This is a genomic window from Allokutzneria sp. A3M-2-11 16 (assembly GCF_024213555.1).
GTDB lineage: Bacteria > Actinomycetota > Actinomycetes > Mycobacteriales > Pseudonocardiaceae > Allokutzneria.
In genome coordinates, this window is sequence record NZ_JANAVO010000001.1 from 1 (window position 1) to 14,942 (window position 14,942).

Below are 14,942 nucleotides of genomic sequence, written 5' to 3' on the forward strand. Positions count from 1 at the left end.
ACCGACGGCCAGCCCCGCACCCTCGACGAGATCGGCCAGGTCTACGGCGTGACGCGCGAACGCATCCGCCAGATCGAGTCCAAGACCATGTCCAAGCTGCGCCACCCGTCCCGGTCGCAGGTGCTGCGCGACTACCTCGACTAGAGGTCGTCTTCGACGAAGGCCCGCCCCGCTTCGTGGGGCGGGCCTTCGTTTGTGTTCAGGACGCGCGCACGCTCCACGGCCCGCTTGAGCGAACCTGGAGCAGAACCGGCCCGCGCAGCTCCACCGTGCCCGCGAACGCGCCGATCCGATTGACCGACAGGTTCACCCGGCCGGTGGCCAACTCCACGGCGTGCACCACGAAGTTGCCGCCGCCGGAGTGCGTCACCGCCGCCGAGCGCACCGGTCGCGTCAGGAACACCACGTCGTCGCCAGCCCCCGCCGCGTGATCCGCGCGCACCCCGGCGAGATCGGTGCCGCCCACGGTCAGCGTCCACCGCCCCGTCGCGGTCACCGCCAGCGTCGTGGTCCTGCCACCGGCGTGCAGGTCGAACCACCGCTTTCCCCGGTACGGGCCGATCTCGTTGACCAGCAAGCCTTCCTGGCCGTCCGAGCGCAGCACGACGTTGCCCGTGCACTGTGGACAGTCGAACTGGACGACGCCGACGCCGGGCTCCTTGGCGATGCCCACCTCGGCGGTCCCTTCGCCGTGGAACACCGCCGGAGCGCCCGGGCCGACCGCGAGGTGCGGTGGCTCGCCCCCGCGCACCGAAGAGCTGAGCAGGACGAGCGCGAGGGCGGCGATGCCGATCACCAAGGGCTTGCGCACGGCGGCCTCCCTCGCTCGGGTCAACCCACCGATGGTGCGCCACCCCGCACCGATCCGCGCGCCGGCGTTATCCCCAGGTGACCCCACCGCCACCACTTCGCGCTGAACGGGTCATTCAGGCACTTGGGACTCCCTGAACGACCCGTTCAGGGCCACCAACGCCCCCAACGACCCGTTCGGGGCGCTCAACGCCCTCAACGGGTCGTTCAGGGCGAAAACGTCGGAGGGGTGGGGAGTTCGCGGTCGGATGCGGCGATGGGGACGTCGTTGATGCTCGCCTCGCGGGTGCGCATGAGGCCGTCGGCGTCGAACTCCCACATCTCGTTGCCGTGGCTGCGCCACCACTGCCCGTCACGGCGATGCGGTCGTCGGAGAACGCCCACAACTCCTTGCGCAGCCGGTACTCCCGCTCCTTCGTCCACTTGCGACGGAGGAAGGCGCGGATCTCCTCGCGGCCGGTGAGGAACTCGGAGCGGTTGCGCCAGCGGGAATCGGGTGTGTAGGCCAGCGCGACCCGATCGGGGTCCCTGGTGTTCCAGGCGTCCTCGGCGGCCTGCACCTTCGCGAGCGCGGTCTCGCGGGTGAACGGGGGCACCAGCGCCATGACTTCCTCCTTGCCGAACAACGGAGAACGTGCGTTCTCCAAGTACTGTAGAGAACGTTCGTTCTCCACGGAAGGGGCGCGGTGGACACCGAGGAAGCGGGGGCTCGGCTGCTGGCGGCGGCCGAGCGGTTGTTCTACGAGCGGGGCATCCAGGCGGTCGGCATCGACGAGGTGCGCGGGGCGGCCGGGGTCTCGCTGAAGCGGCTGTACCAGTGCTTCCGGTCCAAAGAGGACTTGGTCGCGGCCTACCTGCGCGCTCGCGACGAGCGGTGGCGGGCCGAACTCGCCGCGCACGTCGACGAAGGGCGCAGGACGCCACGCGGGCGGGTGCTCGCGGTCTTCGACTGGCTGGCGGAATGGTTCGCCGGGGAGGACTTCCACGGCTGCGCGTTCATCAACGCGCACGGCGAGATGAACTCTTCGGCGGTGGCCGAAGTCGTACGGGAGCACAAGGACGCAGTGCTGGCGTATCTGCGCGAACTCGCCGAACACGCCGCCCCCAAGCGCGGGCGGGTGCTCGGCGATCAGTTGCTGCTGCTGGTGGACGGGGCGATCGTGGTCGCGGGAGTCCAGCGCGACCCGGACGCGGCCAAACGCGCCAAGCAGGTTGCCGCCGGACTGCTGTAGTCCGACGGGCCTAGTCCTTGAACGACCCGTCCGAGCGACGTCGGTGGTTCCCCAGAATGTGCCCACATTGTGGGCAGTGCCTGCGCAGTGCGCGCTTGAGCACGTAGAGCACCCCGATCGTGATGACGTAGCAGAACACCGCGAAACACCACTTGACCAGACGCACCAGCGCCGCGTCGGTGCACGTGCGACAGTCCCGGCAAGCCACAGGCGGCTCCCTTCCTCACCTCGACCGTGCCAGGAACGCCGGTGGGTGAAATCGGGGTTTACCCCTGGTCCTCCTCGGACTACAACCCGGGAAACCACTGTGGACAGCGGGGCCGCGGCGTGGCAAAGATGAGATGACGAGCGCGGGAGCGACAGGAGGTGGTGCGTCGTGTCGGTCACGATTCGGCCACGTACCAACGCTTACCGTGAGCGTCGCCGGAGTCCGCGGTGGGCTTCGGCGTCAAGTGGATCAATGAAAAGACGCGGTTCGGCCACGGGCCGTGTTGGGCTCTGCGACATCTGGGTAAATCAGGCGTGACGGGTGTCGCTGGCGGTACGGGAACACCGGCGGCGTGCCGAACGTCTGTAAGAGTGGAGCTGGCGAGCACCGCGATCCCGCAAGGGTCCCGGTGGTCGCAGCTGGATCAACGGGTACCGGAATCCCTCCGGTACCGGGACGAGGGGAGACCCGAAATGCCTGGAACACTCACCCGCCCCGAGCTGACCGCTGCCGACCGCTGCGACCGCTGCGGGGCCGCTGCCCAAGTCCGCGCTGTTCTCGCCTCCGGCGGTGAACTGCTGTTCTGCGGGCACCACGCCCGCGAGCACGAGACGAAGCTGCGTGAGCTCGCCGCGCAGATCGTCCAAGGCTGACTCGGCTGATCGAGGATTGACCAACCTGACAGCCCACGACAACGGGCGGGGATCCGGTTTCCGGATCTCCGCCCGTCGGCTTTTCCGGGGTGGTTCAGCTCGGAGCGAACACGACACGCCCGGGGTGACCGCGTTCAGCTGACGGCGAACACGCGCTCGAAGGCGAGTTCCGCGGCCCCGACGAGGGCGGCGTCCCCGGCCAGCGCCGAGGTGGCCAGCCGCACCGAACCGGCGGCCCGGCCGACCAGGCTCCTGCGCCGCACCTCGGTGGTGACCGAGGAGACCACGGCGGGCGGCAGCACCGCGAGCAGCCCGCCGAGCACGACCAGCTCGGGCGCCAGCAGGTTCAGCACGTTGGTCAGCCCGAGGGTCAGCCACTCCGCGAACCCGGCCAGCCGGTGCAGCGACAGCTCGGCGTCGGCGGCCAGCGAACGCAGCTCCGCGACGATCATCGGCCGGGGCGTGCCCGCGGGCAGGTTCAGCGCCCGGCACAGCGCGTCCTCGCCGATCTCGGTCTCCAGGCAGCCGCGGCAGCCGCAGTAGCACTGCCGCCCGGCCGGGTTGACCACCATGTGGCCCAGTTCGCCGACGTAGCCGCCGCTGCCGCGCAGCGAGACCCCGCCGAGGATCACCCCGCCGCCGACGCCCACGTCGGCGGAGAGGAACACGACGTCCTGGGCGGTGCGGGCCACTCCCCTGGTGTGCTCGGCCAGCGCGCCGAGGTCGGCGTCGTTGCCGATGTCCACCGGCAGGGTCAGCGCGTCGCCGAGCAGCGAGCCGAAGGGAACGCCGGTCCAGTGCAGGTTCGGGGCCTCGTGCACCAGCCCGTCGGAGCGGCGCACCACCCCGGGCACCGACACCCCGGCCCGCGTCGGTTCGCAGCCCAGCTCGTCGACCAGGTCCACCCGGGCGCGGCAGACCTCGTCGACCACGTCCCGCGGGGTGCCCTGGCCGCGGCGCAACGTCCAGCTGCGCACGCCGAGCAACCGCCCGCCGACCCCGGCGAGGGCGACCGAGACCTGCTCCACCCCGACGTCCACCGCGAGCACCGGCACCGCCTCGGCCTGCGGCAGCACCAGCAGCGAGGGGCGGCCCGCGCCGTGGCGGTGGGTGGGGACCTCCTCGGAGACCACGCCCACCGCGCTCAGCTCGTCGACCAGCGCCTTGATGGTGCTGCGGTTGAGGCCCAGCTCGGCGGCCAGCTCGGCGCGCGTGGCCGGGCCGTCCAGGTGCAGCCTGCGCAGCAGGGCCGCGCGGTTGTGCCTGCGGACCTCGTCCGGCCTCGTTCCCGCTGTCGGTGTGACGGCCCCGCCCTCCTTCGTGTCACTCCCCCCGGGTGGGACCCGTGCCACGCGTCAGCGCACGCCCGCCGCTGCCGAGCGGCGGCGTGACAACGCGTCCACGCTCGCGGCGAGCAGCAGCACCAGACCGGTGACGATCGAGACCACCGCGGCGGGCTCACCGAGCAGGCGCAGGCCGTTCTCGATGGTCGCGATCACGGCTCCACCGACGATCGCGTCCCGCACTCGGCCCTTGCCGCCGAACAACGAGGTGCCACCGATGACCGCCGCGCCGACCGCGAACAGCAGCGTGTTGCCGCCACCCGCCTGGGGGTCCACGGATCCGACCTTAGAGGACAGGATGATCGCGCCGATTGCCGCCACGGTCGAACAGATGACGAACACGCTCATCCGGACCTTGGTGACGTCGATGCCCGCGCGCCTGGCCGCCTCCGCGTTGCCGCCCACCGCGTACACGTGCCTGCCGTAGCGCGTGCGGTCGAGCACGAAGGTGCCCAGCACCAGCAGTCCGAGCACGATCGGCACCACGTACGGGACGCCCTGGATCACCACGGCCTCGTTCGGGCTGCGGTTGAGGTTGAGCGCGTAGGTGGCCACGGCGCCGAGCACGACGATGACGCCGACCTTGGTGCCGACCAGCGCGGTGGGCTGGACGACCAGGCCGCGCTTGAGCCTGCCGAAGTGCCTGCCGAGGACCACGGCCGCGTACCCGGCCCCCGCCAAGACGAACAGCAGCCAGCTGCCCAGGGGCGACAGGTTGCCGTTGGCGACGTTGAACAGCACCTCGTCGTTCACCGCGAGCGTGCCGCCCTCACCGATGTAGAGCAGCACAACGCCTTGCCACGCGAGGAAGAGCGCGAGCGTCACGACGAAGGACGGGATGCCGACCTTGGCGACGAGGAACCCGGTGAGGCAGCCGATCGCGGTGCCGATGCACAGCGCCAGCAGCATCTCCAGCCACGGGTTGGCGGGCAGGCCGATCAGCATCAGCACCAGGGCGAGCACCGGCGGGATCGCGGCGACGTGGAGCTTGGTCAGCACCGCCATGCCCGCGCTGAGCGCCATCGCGACCAGGGTGAGGTAGAAGACCCACGAGCCCATGCCGCCGAGCAGGTTGCCGTCCACCTTGAGGTGCAGCGCCCACACCGCGGCGGTGACCCCGGAGGCGGTGCCCGCGGACAGGTCGATCTCGCCGAGCAGCAGCACGTAGACCAGGCCCATGCCGATCACCGTGATGCCCGCGCCCTGGGTGAGCAGGTTCGCGATGTTGCCCAGCGTCAGGAACTGCGGCGAGAGCACGGTGAACACGGTGAACAGCACGACCAGGCCGCCCAGCGCGGGCAGCGCGCCGAGCTGGCCGCCGGAGAGCCTGGCGAAGTAGTCGCCGATCGCCTGGCGGACACCGCGCTGGGCGGTGTCGATGCCGAAGTCGGCGACCGCTGTCGATCCCTGGGCTGCGGATCCCTGAGCGGTCGAACCAGGCGCAGCGGCCCGGGTCCCGGCGGGGGTCTCGGTCATCACGAAGTCCTTGCTAGGCGAGGTCGGCGGCGACGGCGACGGTCGGGCGGTCTTCAAGTACGGCGCACCTCCGCCCCGGAGGTCTTCAACCGCGCCCAACCCCCGGCGCCACGGTGGGTGTGCGGCGGTTTGCGATCGCTGGGGGTGGGGTCGGGGGTACTTGAAGACCGGGGGACCCCTGCCAGCGGAGTGCGGCGGTGGCCGGGCGGTGGCGGGTTCGGGGCGGATGGGCTTCGGGTCGCCGAGGTGGGGCGGCGGGGGGGTGAGGCGGCGGGGGTGGAGCGACGGGTGGGTGGGCTAGACGGTGGCGGTTTCGGGGGCGGGGATGCCGAGGTCGCCGGAGCGGCCCGCGGTGATCAGCTCGACGACCTGGGCGCGCGAGGTGTCGGCGGTGGGGACCTCGGCGGCCATGCGGCCCAGGTAGAGCGCGGCGACGGTGTCGGCGACCTCGAACACGTCGTTCATGTTGTGGCTGATCAGCACCACGCCGAGGCCGTTGTCGGCGAGGCGGCGGACGAGGTCCAGCACCTGCCGGGTCTGGGCGACGCCGAGCGCGGCGGTGGGCTCGTCGAGCAGCACCACGCGGCTGTCCCAGAGCACCGCCTTGGCGATGGCCACGGTCTGCCGCTGGCCGCCGGAGAGCGAGGCGACCGAGGTGCGCACCGACTTCACCGTGCGCACGGACAGGTCGGCCAGCACCTTGCGTGCGGCCTCCTCCATCCCCGCGTCGTCCAGGGTGAGGCCGCGCAGGCGCTCCCGGCCGAGGAACATGTTGTCGACGATGTCGAGGTTGTCGCACAGCGCGAGGTCCTGGTAGACGACCTCGATGCCGAGCGCGGCGGCGTCGCGGGGGCTGCCGACGGTGACCGGCTCGCCGTCGAAGAGCAGTTCGCCGGAGTCGGTCGGGTGGATGCCCGCGATGCACTTGACCAGCGTGGACTTGCCCGCGCCGTTGTCGCCGACGAGCGCGGTGACCTCGCCGGGGCGGACGGTGAAGTCCACGTCGTGCAGCACGTGCACCGGGCCGAAGCTCTTGTTCACCCCGCGCAGCTCCAGGATGGGCTGACTCACGGGTCCTCCAAAGGGTCGAAGAAGGCGATGCCGGTGGTGGGGCGGGCGGTCGGCGCCGCCCCACCACGGCTGCTTACTTGGTGATCCCGGCCTGCTTGCACTTCTCGGCGACGTCGCCCTTGCAGACGTCGGCGATCTTGACGAAGCCGGAGTCGGTGGCCTTCTTGACGTTGTCCTTGGTGATCAGCTCGGGCGTGAGCAGGACGGACTTCACGTCGCGGTTGCCCTTGGGGTCGCGCTCGGTGGCCGTGGCCAGCCGGTTGGCGGCCTCCTTGTCGTTCTTGGCCAGTGCGATCGCCAGTTGCGCGGCCGCGTTGGCCTCCTGGTCGATCGGCTTGAGCACGGTCATGCACTGCTCGCCGCGCAGGATCGCGGCGAGGCCGTCCTCAGTGGCGTCCTGGCCGGTGACCGGGACCTGACCGGCCAGCCCCGCCTTCTTCAGCGCGGTGATCACCGCGCCCGCCAGGCCGTCGTTGGCCGCGAGCACGCCGTCGACCTTGCCGCCGTTGGCGGTGAGCAGCTGCTGGAAGGTGGTGTTGCCGAGCTGGTTGTCCCACTTGGCGATCGCCTGGTCGCCCGCGAGCTTGAACTCACCGGAGTCGTACTTCGGCTTGAGCACGCTCAGCGCGCCGTTCTTGAACAGCGTGGCGTTGTTGTCCTCTGGCCCGCCGTTGATCTGGATGATCTGCGGGTTCGCCTTGCCCTTGAGGCAGTCCGCCAGGCCCTGGCCCTGGAGCTGGCCGACCTTGGTGTTGTTGAAGGAGACGTAGTAGTCGGCGCTGCCGCCCAGGCTCAGCCGGTCGTAGTCGATCACCGGGATGGCCGCGGTCTTGGCCTTGCGCTCGATCGCCGCGCCGCTCTCGTCGCTCAGGTTGGTGATCATCAGGACCTTCACGCCCTGGCTGATCATCGAGTCGGCGATGGTGCTGAACTTGCCGGTGTCGCCCTCGGCGTTCTGGATGATCGGCTCGATGCCCGCGGCGCGCAGCGCCTTGTCCAGCAGCGGCCGGTCGAAGCTCTCCCAGCGGGCCGAGGACTTGGTGTCCGGCAGGATCACGCCGACCTTGATGCCGGTCCCGCCAGGGGCGGCGCCGGTCTGCTGGTTGCCCGTACCCGGGTTGGCGCTGTTGTTGCCGCAGGCCGCCAGGACGAGGGCCAGGCCCGACCCCGCGGCGAGCAGGGCAAGCGTGTTGCTGCGCATCGGCCCATCCCTTCCGTTACGCACCGCGTCGACACACGGCAGTGGGAAATGTTGTGCGCGACAACGTATCCCCCGTTCGTGTGCGTTCGGAAGGATTGTGAATCGATTCAGAGTGGTGTAGACAACACGCTTTCGCCACGGCGAGGTCACCGGGACATCACGCGCGACAGGGGAAAGCGAAGGATTTTGATCTTTTACAGACCCGCAGGTGAGCGCCGGTGAGAGCGCTCACCTGCGGCGTTGCGCTTCGGTGTCGACCGAAGAACTACCCGGCGGTGAAGCCGAGGTGATCGACCTGGGCCTTCGTCAGGTCACCGGTGCCGAGCATGACCATCGGGGCGGGCTCGCACTTCTGCCCCTGCACCTGGCAGGACCAGTCCTTGACGGCGGCCACCTCGCGGCCGTCGACGAGCAGCCGGAGCTGGGTGCCCTTGCCCTCGACCCGGTAGGAGTGCACGCGGTCGGTGGTGTTCATCGGCAGGTTGATCACCCGGTCCACCGTCTTGAGGCAGATCAGGTCCTTGTTGAGGCCGAGGATGGTCGGCGCGGCGCCGTCGGAGGCCACCAGGCCCACCTGGCCGCCGTGGCCGACCAGCTCCTTGGCGCAGGCGGGCGCGTTCGGCGTCGCGGGGTCGACCCGGAGCTTCGTGTGCACGGCCCAGCCGCGCGCGTTGCTGACCGACAGCCACGGCGAGCCCGCGGCGATGGTCAGCTGCGTGCGCTCGTCAAGGTTGATCATGCCGTCCTTGACGACCGGCTCGGCCGGGTTCTCGTGCCGCAGTTCCCAGCCGGTGTACGGCGGGGCGGCGGAGAAGTCCAGGTCGGCCGAGGCGGGGGCGGCGAACGCGGGCGGCGCGGCCGCGGTGAGCGCGGCGGCGATGGTCACGCCGAGCGCCGCACCCAGACGAGTGAGGTTCATGGCACTCGACCGTGGCCCTACCCGACGTTGCGCTCAAGGGCAGATCAGAAGCTTTCCATTTGGACGCACCCTTTCACCCGAAAGGTCCTCGTGATGGCGAGGTGATCACCGGATGTCGCCGGAGTTTGTGTGCGCGGCGTGTGGTGGCGGGCGGAATGCTGCCGAGCCTCACACCCCACCGACCGCCGAAAGAAGCGAGATGCGCGCATTGTTCGCCGCCACCGGGCTGGTGACGGCAGCCCTGACCCTGACCGGCTGCTCCGGTTCCACCACGGCCGCCGAGCCGCCCGCCCCCTCCGCCCCGGCGACCCCCGCCGCGGCGAAGGCGGACGAGGCCGTGTTCGAGGTGACCGGCTCCGGCAGCGCCAAGGTCTCCTACCGGGACAAGGCGCAGGGCAAGCACGAGGAGAAGGTCCAGCTCCCCTGGAGCAAGTCCTTCCCCATCACCTCCCGCGACTACCTGTTCGTCACCGTGAGCGGCACGCCCGGCGAGGCGGTCGCCTGCCGGGCGACGGTCGGTGGCAAGGAAGTCAGCAAGAAGTCCGCGGAGAAGGGCTCGCTCCCGGTGATCCAGTGCACAGCGACCACGCCCTGACCCCCTCTTAAGACCGCAAGGAGCACTTTTCCCATGAGCACCACCATCGTCACCACGGGGAAGCGGCCCGGCACGCTGACCGCCATGCTCGCCGCAGTGGCCGTCGGCGCGATCGCCGCGATCATCTCCGCGATCCACACCTACGGCAGCGGCAAGGAACTCGCCCGCGAGATCTTCGCCAAGGAGCTCGGGCAGGAGGCTGACGGCCTGGCCAAGAGCCTGATGGGCAGCCTCTACGAGACGCAGGTCGCCAGCGCGTACGAGACGCTGTCCGCGCGGGCCGGGTTCGGCCTGTTCTTCGCGATCGGGCTGATCCTGTTCGGCCTGCTCGCCAGGAACGCCGCCACCTGGGCGCGCGTCCTGATCACCCTCTTCGCCGTCTTCGGCGCGCTGGCCCAGGTCATGACCCTGGGCGACCCGGGTTCGCCCAGCCTGCTCAGCGGGCTCAGTGCGGTCTCGATGGCGGCATGGCTGGCGGCGGCGGTGCTGTGCTGGCTGCCCGGGAACAACCGCTTTGCCAAGGCGCACAAGGCGATGCGGTAACCAACCCGGCGACGGCGGGGTGGGCGGACCGGCTCACCCCGCCGGTGCACCGGCCAGTGCGAGCGCCGCAGCCATCATCGACTCGGCCATCCGGTCGGCGGGCCCGCCTTCCCGGTCGGCCTCGGCTCGCACCGCGTCCGCCGCGGCCTGCTCACCGCGCGCCTCATGGCCCACCGCGAGTAGCCGCAGAGTGGCCACCCGCTGCCGCACGAGCCCCATCTCCGCGAAGGTCTCCGAACAGCGGCGCAGCGCGGCGACCGCCTCGTCGAGCCGACCGTCGCCGATCATGGCCGCGGCCAGGTCCCGCTCGGTGATCGCGCTCAGCCGGTGCTCGCTGAGCTCCTCCGCCATGCGCGCGCTGGCGCCGAGCAGGTCGACGGCCTCGGCGCGCCGCCCCAGCCGCGCGCACACCAGCGCCAGCTCTCGCAGCATGATCGCCACCGGCCCCCGGTCACCGAGTTCCTGGTACCCCGCAAGGGATTCGCGGTACGCGGCGTCCGCGCTCGGCAGATCGCCGACGGTGATCTGGATCTGGCCGAGGGCGTGCAGCACGGGCGCGATCACCCGCACCTCGCCGGTCTGCCGGGCCAGCGCCAACGCGTCCTGCGTGACCTCGCGCGAGTCCTCGATCCGGCCGAGCCGCAGCAGCCCGGCGGCCAGCGTCCGCAGCGCCTCGATCTCGTCGTTGCGGTCACCCGAGGCGTGGAAGACCTCCCGCGCCCACGTGACGTGCTTGACCGCGTCCTCCTCCGCTCCCTGCTCCATCAGCAGGTAGGCGTTGGTGGCTCGCGCACACGCCGCCGCGTGCTGGTCCCCGAGTTCCTCGAACACCTCACCGCAGCGTTGGAACACGGCGCTGGCCTTGGCGTAGTACCCACGCCCCGCGTCCAGCATCGCGAGCAGGTGCTCCGCGATCGTGGTCGTCCGCGTGTCACCCGCCGCCAGGGCCGCGTCGCGCACCGCGCCCTGGACCCGCGCCAGGTCGTCCCAGTGCTTCTCGCCCCACTGGAACGGGTGCAGGCGGATCGCGAGCTGGACGGCCAGGTCGAGCAGGTCCGCGCGGGCGTCGTGGCAGGCGGTCCGCACCAACGCGACCAGGTTCGCCCGCTCCGCGACCAGCCAGGCCACCGGGTCGGCGAGCAGCCGATCGATATCGGCCCTCGGCAACGACGGCGGCGGCACGGGCGTCGCCAGTCGCGGTGTCAGGGAGTACCGCGGAGTGCCGCGGACGGCTTCGTCGACGAGGCCGAGGGCGGTGACCAGTACGCGGCGAAACGCGGCGAGCACCGCGTCGTCGTCCTCCTCGTCCCGCGCGCGCTCCCCGGCGTAGACGGCGAGCAGGTCGTGCAGCCGGTAGCGGGGCTCCCCCGTGGCGTCCTGGCCGAGCGGCTGGAGCAGGTTCGCCTCGACCAGCTCCTCGGTCGCGCCCGCCGCGTCCTCGGTGTCCAGCAACGCGGCGAGCGACCACTCCGCCCTGCCACCGTCGCCGAAGCTGCCAAGCAAGCGAAAAGCCTTGCGCGCCAACGGACTCAGCGCCCGATAGCTCAGCTCGACGCTGGCCCGCACCGCGAGGTCGCTGACCGCGAGCTCGTCCAGCCGCCTGCTCTCGTCGTCCAGCCGGTCGGCCAGCACGCCGAGCCGCAGGTAGGGGCGGGACGCCAGCCTGGTGCCCGCGATGCGCAGGGCGAGCGGCAGGTTGTCGCAGGAGGCGGTGATCCGGTCCGCCGCCGCGGGCTCCGCGCGCACCCGCTCCGGGCCGACCACGCCTTCCAGGAGGGCGATGGCCTCAGCGTCGGTGAGCGCGCCGACCGGGACCGAGAACGCGCCCGGCAGGCCGCTGAGCCGCGAGCGGCTGGTCACGATCACCGCGCAGCCGGGTGTCCCCGGGAGCAGCGGACCGATCTGCGCGGGCTTCTCGGCGTCGTCGAGCACCACCAGCAGCCGCCGGTCGGCGACCTTGGCGCGGAACGCGGCTGAGCGGGCGTGGACGTCCTCGGGGAGCGCGGGCCCGGCGACACCCAGGGTCCTGAGGAGTTCGGCGAGCACGTCGCCCGGATCTCGCGGTCTGCCGGAAGCGCCCGCGAGGTGCGCGAACAGTTGCCCGTCCGGAAACGCGGTGCGCAGCCGGTGGGCCACGTGCACCGCGAGCGCGGTCTTGCCGGTCCCGGGGTTGCCGGTGACCACCGCGAGCGGAACCGTCGGCCGGGCCTCGCTGAGCAGCGCGACCAGGTCCGCCACCGCCTCCGCGCGCCCGGTGAAGTCGGCGATCTCGGGCGGCAGCTGGCAGATCGGCGTGGCGGCGCGGACCACCACCGGGGCGGACGCCGGGGCTTCACCGCGCAGCACGGCTTCGTGCAGCTCACGCAGCTCGGACCCGGGCTCGACGCCGAGCTCGTCGATCAGGACCGTCCTGGCCTCGTGGTAGGCGGCGAGCGCGTCGTCCCGCCTGCCCGCCCGCCACAGCGCGGTGATGTGCTGGGCGCGGAACCGCTCGCGGAGCGGGTGTTCGACGACCAGCGCCCGCGTCCGCGCCACCAGGCCGCCCTGCGCCCCGCTCGCCAGCTCGGCGTCGGCCAGTCCCTCCAGCGCGGCGAGCCGTTCCTCCTCCAACGCGGCGATCTGCGGCTCCAGCGCGGGCACCCGGAGATCGGCGAGCGGGCGTTCCCGCCACAGCCCGAGCGCCTCGCGGTAGTGCTGGGCGGTGGCGGGGTCCTCGGCCGCGCCCGCCCGCGCGGCCCGCAGCGCCTCGGTGAACTCGATCAGGTCCAGCTCGGCGGTGCCGAGGAACAGCCCGTACCGGCCGTCGCTGTGCTCCAGCCGCACCCCGGCGAGGCGTTCCCGCAGCCGCGAGAAGTAGGTGTGCAGGTTGGAGACGTACGAGGCGGGCGGAGCGCCCTCCCACACCGCGTCCACCAGCTGGTCGGTCCGGACCCGGCGGCCCGCGTTGAACAGCAGGACGGCGAGCAGCGTGCGCTGGTGCGCGCTGCGCAGGGGCACCGGTGCGCCACCGGCCGAGGTCACCTGGAGCGGGCCAAGCACGCCGAACCTGATCACCCTCGCTCCTCGCTCACGGCGGCGAGGTTAACCTCCAACCAACTAGGGAGGCAAAGTAGTGATCTAGTTACCAGTCGAGCTTGTCGCGCTACCAGGAACGGAGGGTGGCGATGCGCTCCTCCAGGTGCTCCATCGAGGCCATCGGGGTCGGCGGGCCACCGCACTGCTTGCGCAGCTCGGAGTGGATCATGCCGTGCGGTTTGCGGGTCCGGTGGTGGTGCAGCGCGACCAGGGTGTTGAGCTCCTTGCGCAGCGCGGTGATCCGCTCCTGGACCGACAGCGAGCGGGGGGCGGGCGCGGGCTCCTGAGCGGCCTTGGTCTTGCGCTTCTGCGCGGCGTTGGCCAGCTGCTGTTGCTGCCGCTGCCGGAGCAGGTCGCGCACCTGGTCGGGGGCGAGCAACCCGGGCAGGCCCAGGTACTCCTGCTCCTCGTCGGTGCCCGCCATGGCGGCGGTGCCGAAGGAGGAGCCGTCGTAGATCACCTGGTCCAGCTCGGCGGAGGCGCCCAGCGAGGTGAACGCCTTCTCCTCCTCGCCGAGCTCGTCCTGCTGCTGGTTGGCCTGGGCGAGCAGCTCGTCCTCCCAGCCCTCCTTCTCCCGGTGCGGCTTGCCGAGCACGTGGTCGCGCTCGGCCTCCAGCTGGCTGGCCAGCTCCAGCAGCACGGGCACGCTGGGCAGGAAGACGTTGGCCGTCTCGCCCGCGCGGCGGGCGCGCACGAAGCGGCCGATGGCCTGGGCGAAGAACAGCGGGGTCGAGGCGCTGGTGGCGTAGACGCCCACGGCGAGGCGGGGCACGTCGACGCCCTCGGAGACCATCCGGACCGCGACCATCCACTCATCGCCGCAGTCGGCGAACTCCTTGATCCGCCCCGACGCCTTCGGATCGTCGGAGAGCACCACGGTCGGCGGCTTGCCGGTGATCATCTCCAGCAGCCGGGCGTAGGCCTTGGCGTTCTCGTGGTCGGTGGCGATCACCAGGCCGCCGGCGTCCGGCACACCGCCGTTGCGCAGCTGGGTCAGCCGGATGTGCGCGGCCTTGAGCACGGCGGGCATCCACTCGCCGTTCGGGTCCAGCGCGGTGCGCCACGCCCGCGCGGTCTGCTCGGCGTCCAGCGGCTCGCCGAGGCGGGCGCTGAACTCCTCACCCGCGTTGTTGCGCCAGGTCGCCTCACCGGAGTACGCCATGAAGATCACCGGCCGGACCACGCCGTCGCGCAGCGCGTCGGAGTAGCCGTAGGAGTGGTCGGCGCGGCTGCGCTCGAACCCGGCGGCGTCCGGCTCGTAGGTGATGAACGGGATCGGGGTGTCGTCGCTGCGGAACGGGGTTCCGGTCAGCGCGAGCCTGCGCACCGCCGGGGTGCACGCCTCGCGGACGGCGTCGCCCCAGGACTTCGCGTCGCCCGCGTGGTGCACCTCGTCCAGGATGACCAGCGTCTTCCGGTTCTCCGTGCGCACGCGGTGCAGCGTGGGGTGGGCGGCGATCTGCGCGTAGGTGACCGCGACGCCGTGGTAGTCCCGCGAGGTGGTGCCCGCGCCGTTGCGGAAGTTGGAGTCGATCGCGATGCCGACCTCCGCCGCCGCCGCGGCCCACTGGTGCTTGAGGTGCTCGGTCGGGGTCACGATGGTGATCGCCTCGACAGTGCGGTCGGCCAGCAGCTCCGCCGCGACCCGCAGCCCGAAGGTCGTCTTGCCCGCGCCCGGCGTCGCCACCGCGAGGTAGTCCTGCGGACGCGCCGTCAGGTACTTGGTGAGCGCGCGCCGCTGCCATGCACGCAGCGGCCGGAACTCTGCGGTGGTAAGGCGTTCCGCGACGGTCGAGTCGGTTACGGTCACCTGCTG

Annotated in this window: 14 protein-coding genes and 1 pseudogene; 5 read left to right on the top strand and 10 right to left on the bottom strand. The window is 71.5% G+C overall.

Features of this window, described 5'->3' with window-relative positions:
* The coding region (locus NLX83_RS00005) for a sigma factor-like helix-turn-helix DNA-binding protein (RefSeq protein ID WP_305884176.1) at positions 1 to 144 on the top strand (144 nt) is incomplete at its 5' end.
* Between the two features lie 55 nt (positions 145 to 199).
* Here NLX83_RS00005 and NLX83_RS00010 read toward each other — a convergent pair.
* Together NLX83_RS00010 and NLX83_RS00015 are read right to left on the bottom strand one after the other, a co-directional pair.
* Positions 200 to 835: a hypothetical protein gene (locus NLX83_RS00010; protein WP_254232784.1), complete on the bottom strand. Its 636-nt coding sequence runs from the start codon at positions 833 to 835 to the stop codon at positions 200 to 202.
* Between the two features lie 182 nt (positions 836 to 1,017).
* Positions 1,018 to 1,415, bottom strand: a pseudogene (locus tag NLX83_RS00015) (nuclear transport factor 2 family protein).
* A gap of 81 nt (positions 1,416 to 1,496) precedes the next feature.
* Here NLX83_RS00015 and NLX83_RS00020 point away from each other — a divergent pair.
* Entirely contained in the window at positions 1,497 to 2,042 is a 546-nt protein-coding gene (locus NLX83_RS00020; RefSeq protein WP_254232785.1) for a TetR/AcrR family transcriptional regulator, read from the top strand.
* Between the two features lie 10 nt (positions 2,043 to 2,052).
* Here the strand turns inward: NLX83_RS00020 and NLX83_RS00025 are convergent, their stop codons facing one another.
* Positions 2,053 to 2,250 (bottom strand): hypothetical protein, encoded by a 198-nt coding sequence (locus NLX83_RS00025; RefSeq protein ID WP_254232786.1) that lies wholly within the window; start codon positions 2,248 to 2,250, stop codon positions 2,053 to 2,055.
* Between the two features lie 473 nt (positions 2,251 to 2,723).
* On the opposite strand from NLX83_RS00025, the gene NLX83_RS00030 reads away from it, so the two are divergent.
* Positions 2,724 to 2,903, top strand: a complete 180-nt coding sequence (locus NLX83_RS00030; protein ID WP_030430966.1) for a DUF7455 domain-containing protein — start codon at positions 2,724 to 2,726, stop codon at positions 2,901 to 2,903.
* 134 nt (positions 2,904 to 3,037) lie between these two features.
* Here NLX83_RS00030 and NLX83_RS00035 read toward each other — a convergent pair whose 3' ends face one another.
* The 5 genes from NLX83_RS00035 to NLX83_RS00055 form a co-directional block, all read right to left on the bottom strand.
* Positions 3,038 to 4,255: an ROK family protein gene (locus tag NLX83_RS00035; RefSeq protein WP_374118605.1), complete on the bottom strand. Its 1,218-nt coding sequence runs from the start codon at positions 4,253 to 4,255 to the stop codon at positions 3,038 to 3,040.
* Positions 4,256 to 4,258: 3 nt separating this feature from the next.
* Positions 4,259 to 5,722, bottom strand: coding sequence for a sugar ABC transporter permease (locus NLX83_RS00040; RefSeq protein WP_254232787.1), 1,464 nt, complete (start codon positions 5,720 to 5,722; stop codon positions 4,259 to 4,261).
* A gap of 297 nt (positions 5,723 to 6,019) precedes the next feature.
* Positions 6,020 to 6,793, bottom strand: a complete 774-nt coding sequence (locus tag NLX83_RS00045) for an ATP-binding cassette domain-containing protein (RefSeq protein WP_254232788.1) — start codon at positions 6,791 to 6,793, stop codon at positions 6,020 to 6,022.
* Between the two features lie 73 nt (positions 6,794 to 6,866).
* Positions 6,867 to 7,994 (bottom strand): sugar ABC transporter substrate-binding protein, encoded by a 1,128-nt coding sequence (locus NLX83_RS00050; protein WP_254232789.1) that lies wholly within the window; start codon positions 7,992 to 7,994, stop codon positions 6,867 to 6,869.
* Between the two features lie 265 nt (positions 7,995 to 8,259).
* A complete protein-coding gene (locus tag NLX83_RS00055; RefSeq protein ID WP_254232790.1) occupies positions 8,260 to 8,913 on the bottom strand; it encodes a hypothetical protein in 654 nt (217 codons plus the stop codon).
* 199 nt (positions 8,914 to 9,112) lie between these two features.
* On the opposite strand from NLX83_RS00055, the gene NLX83_RS00060 reads away from it, so the two are divergent.
* Together NLX83_RS00060 and NLX83_RS00065 are read left to right on the top strand one after the other, a co-directional pair.
* Positions 9,113 to 9,508, top strand: a complete 396-nt coding sequence (locus tag NLX83_RS00060) for an MmpS family transport accessory protein (protein ID WP_254232791.1) — start codon at positions 9,113 to 9,115, stop codon at positions 9,506 to 9,508.
* 33 nt (positions 9,509 to 9,541) lie between these two features.
* Positions 9,542 to 10,051, top strand: coding sequence for a hypothetical protein (locus NLX83_RS00065; RefSeq protein WP_254232792.1), 510 nt, complete (start codon positions 9,542 to 9,544; stop codon positions 10,049 to 10,051).
* A 33-nt stretch (positions 10,052 to 10,084) separates the two neighbouring features.
* On the opposite strand, the gene NLX83_RS00070 is transcribed toward NLX83_RS00065, so the two are convergent.
* Both NLX83_RS00070 and NLX83_RS00075 read right to left on the bottom strand, forming a co-directional pair.
* The gene (locus tag NLX83_RS00070) at positions 10,085 to 13,105 is read right to left on the bottom strand and encodes an AfsR/SARP family transcriptional regulator (protein WP_254232793.1); all 3,021 of its coding nucleotides are present in this window, start codon (positions 13,103 to 13,105) and stop codon (positions 10,085 to 10,087) included.
* A gap of 88 nt (positions 13,106 to 13,193) precedes the next feature.
* A complete protein-coding gene (locus NLX83_RS00075; protein WP_254232794.1) occupies positions 13,194 to 14,936 on the bottom strand; it encodes a DEAD/DEAH box helicase in 1,743 nt (580 codons plus the stop codon).
* Between the last annotated feature and the right edge of the window lie 6 nt (positions 14,937 to 14,942).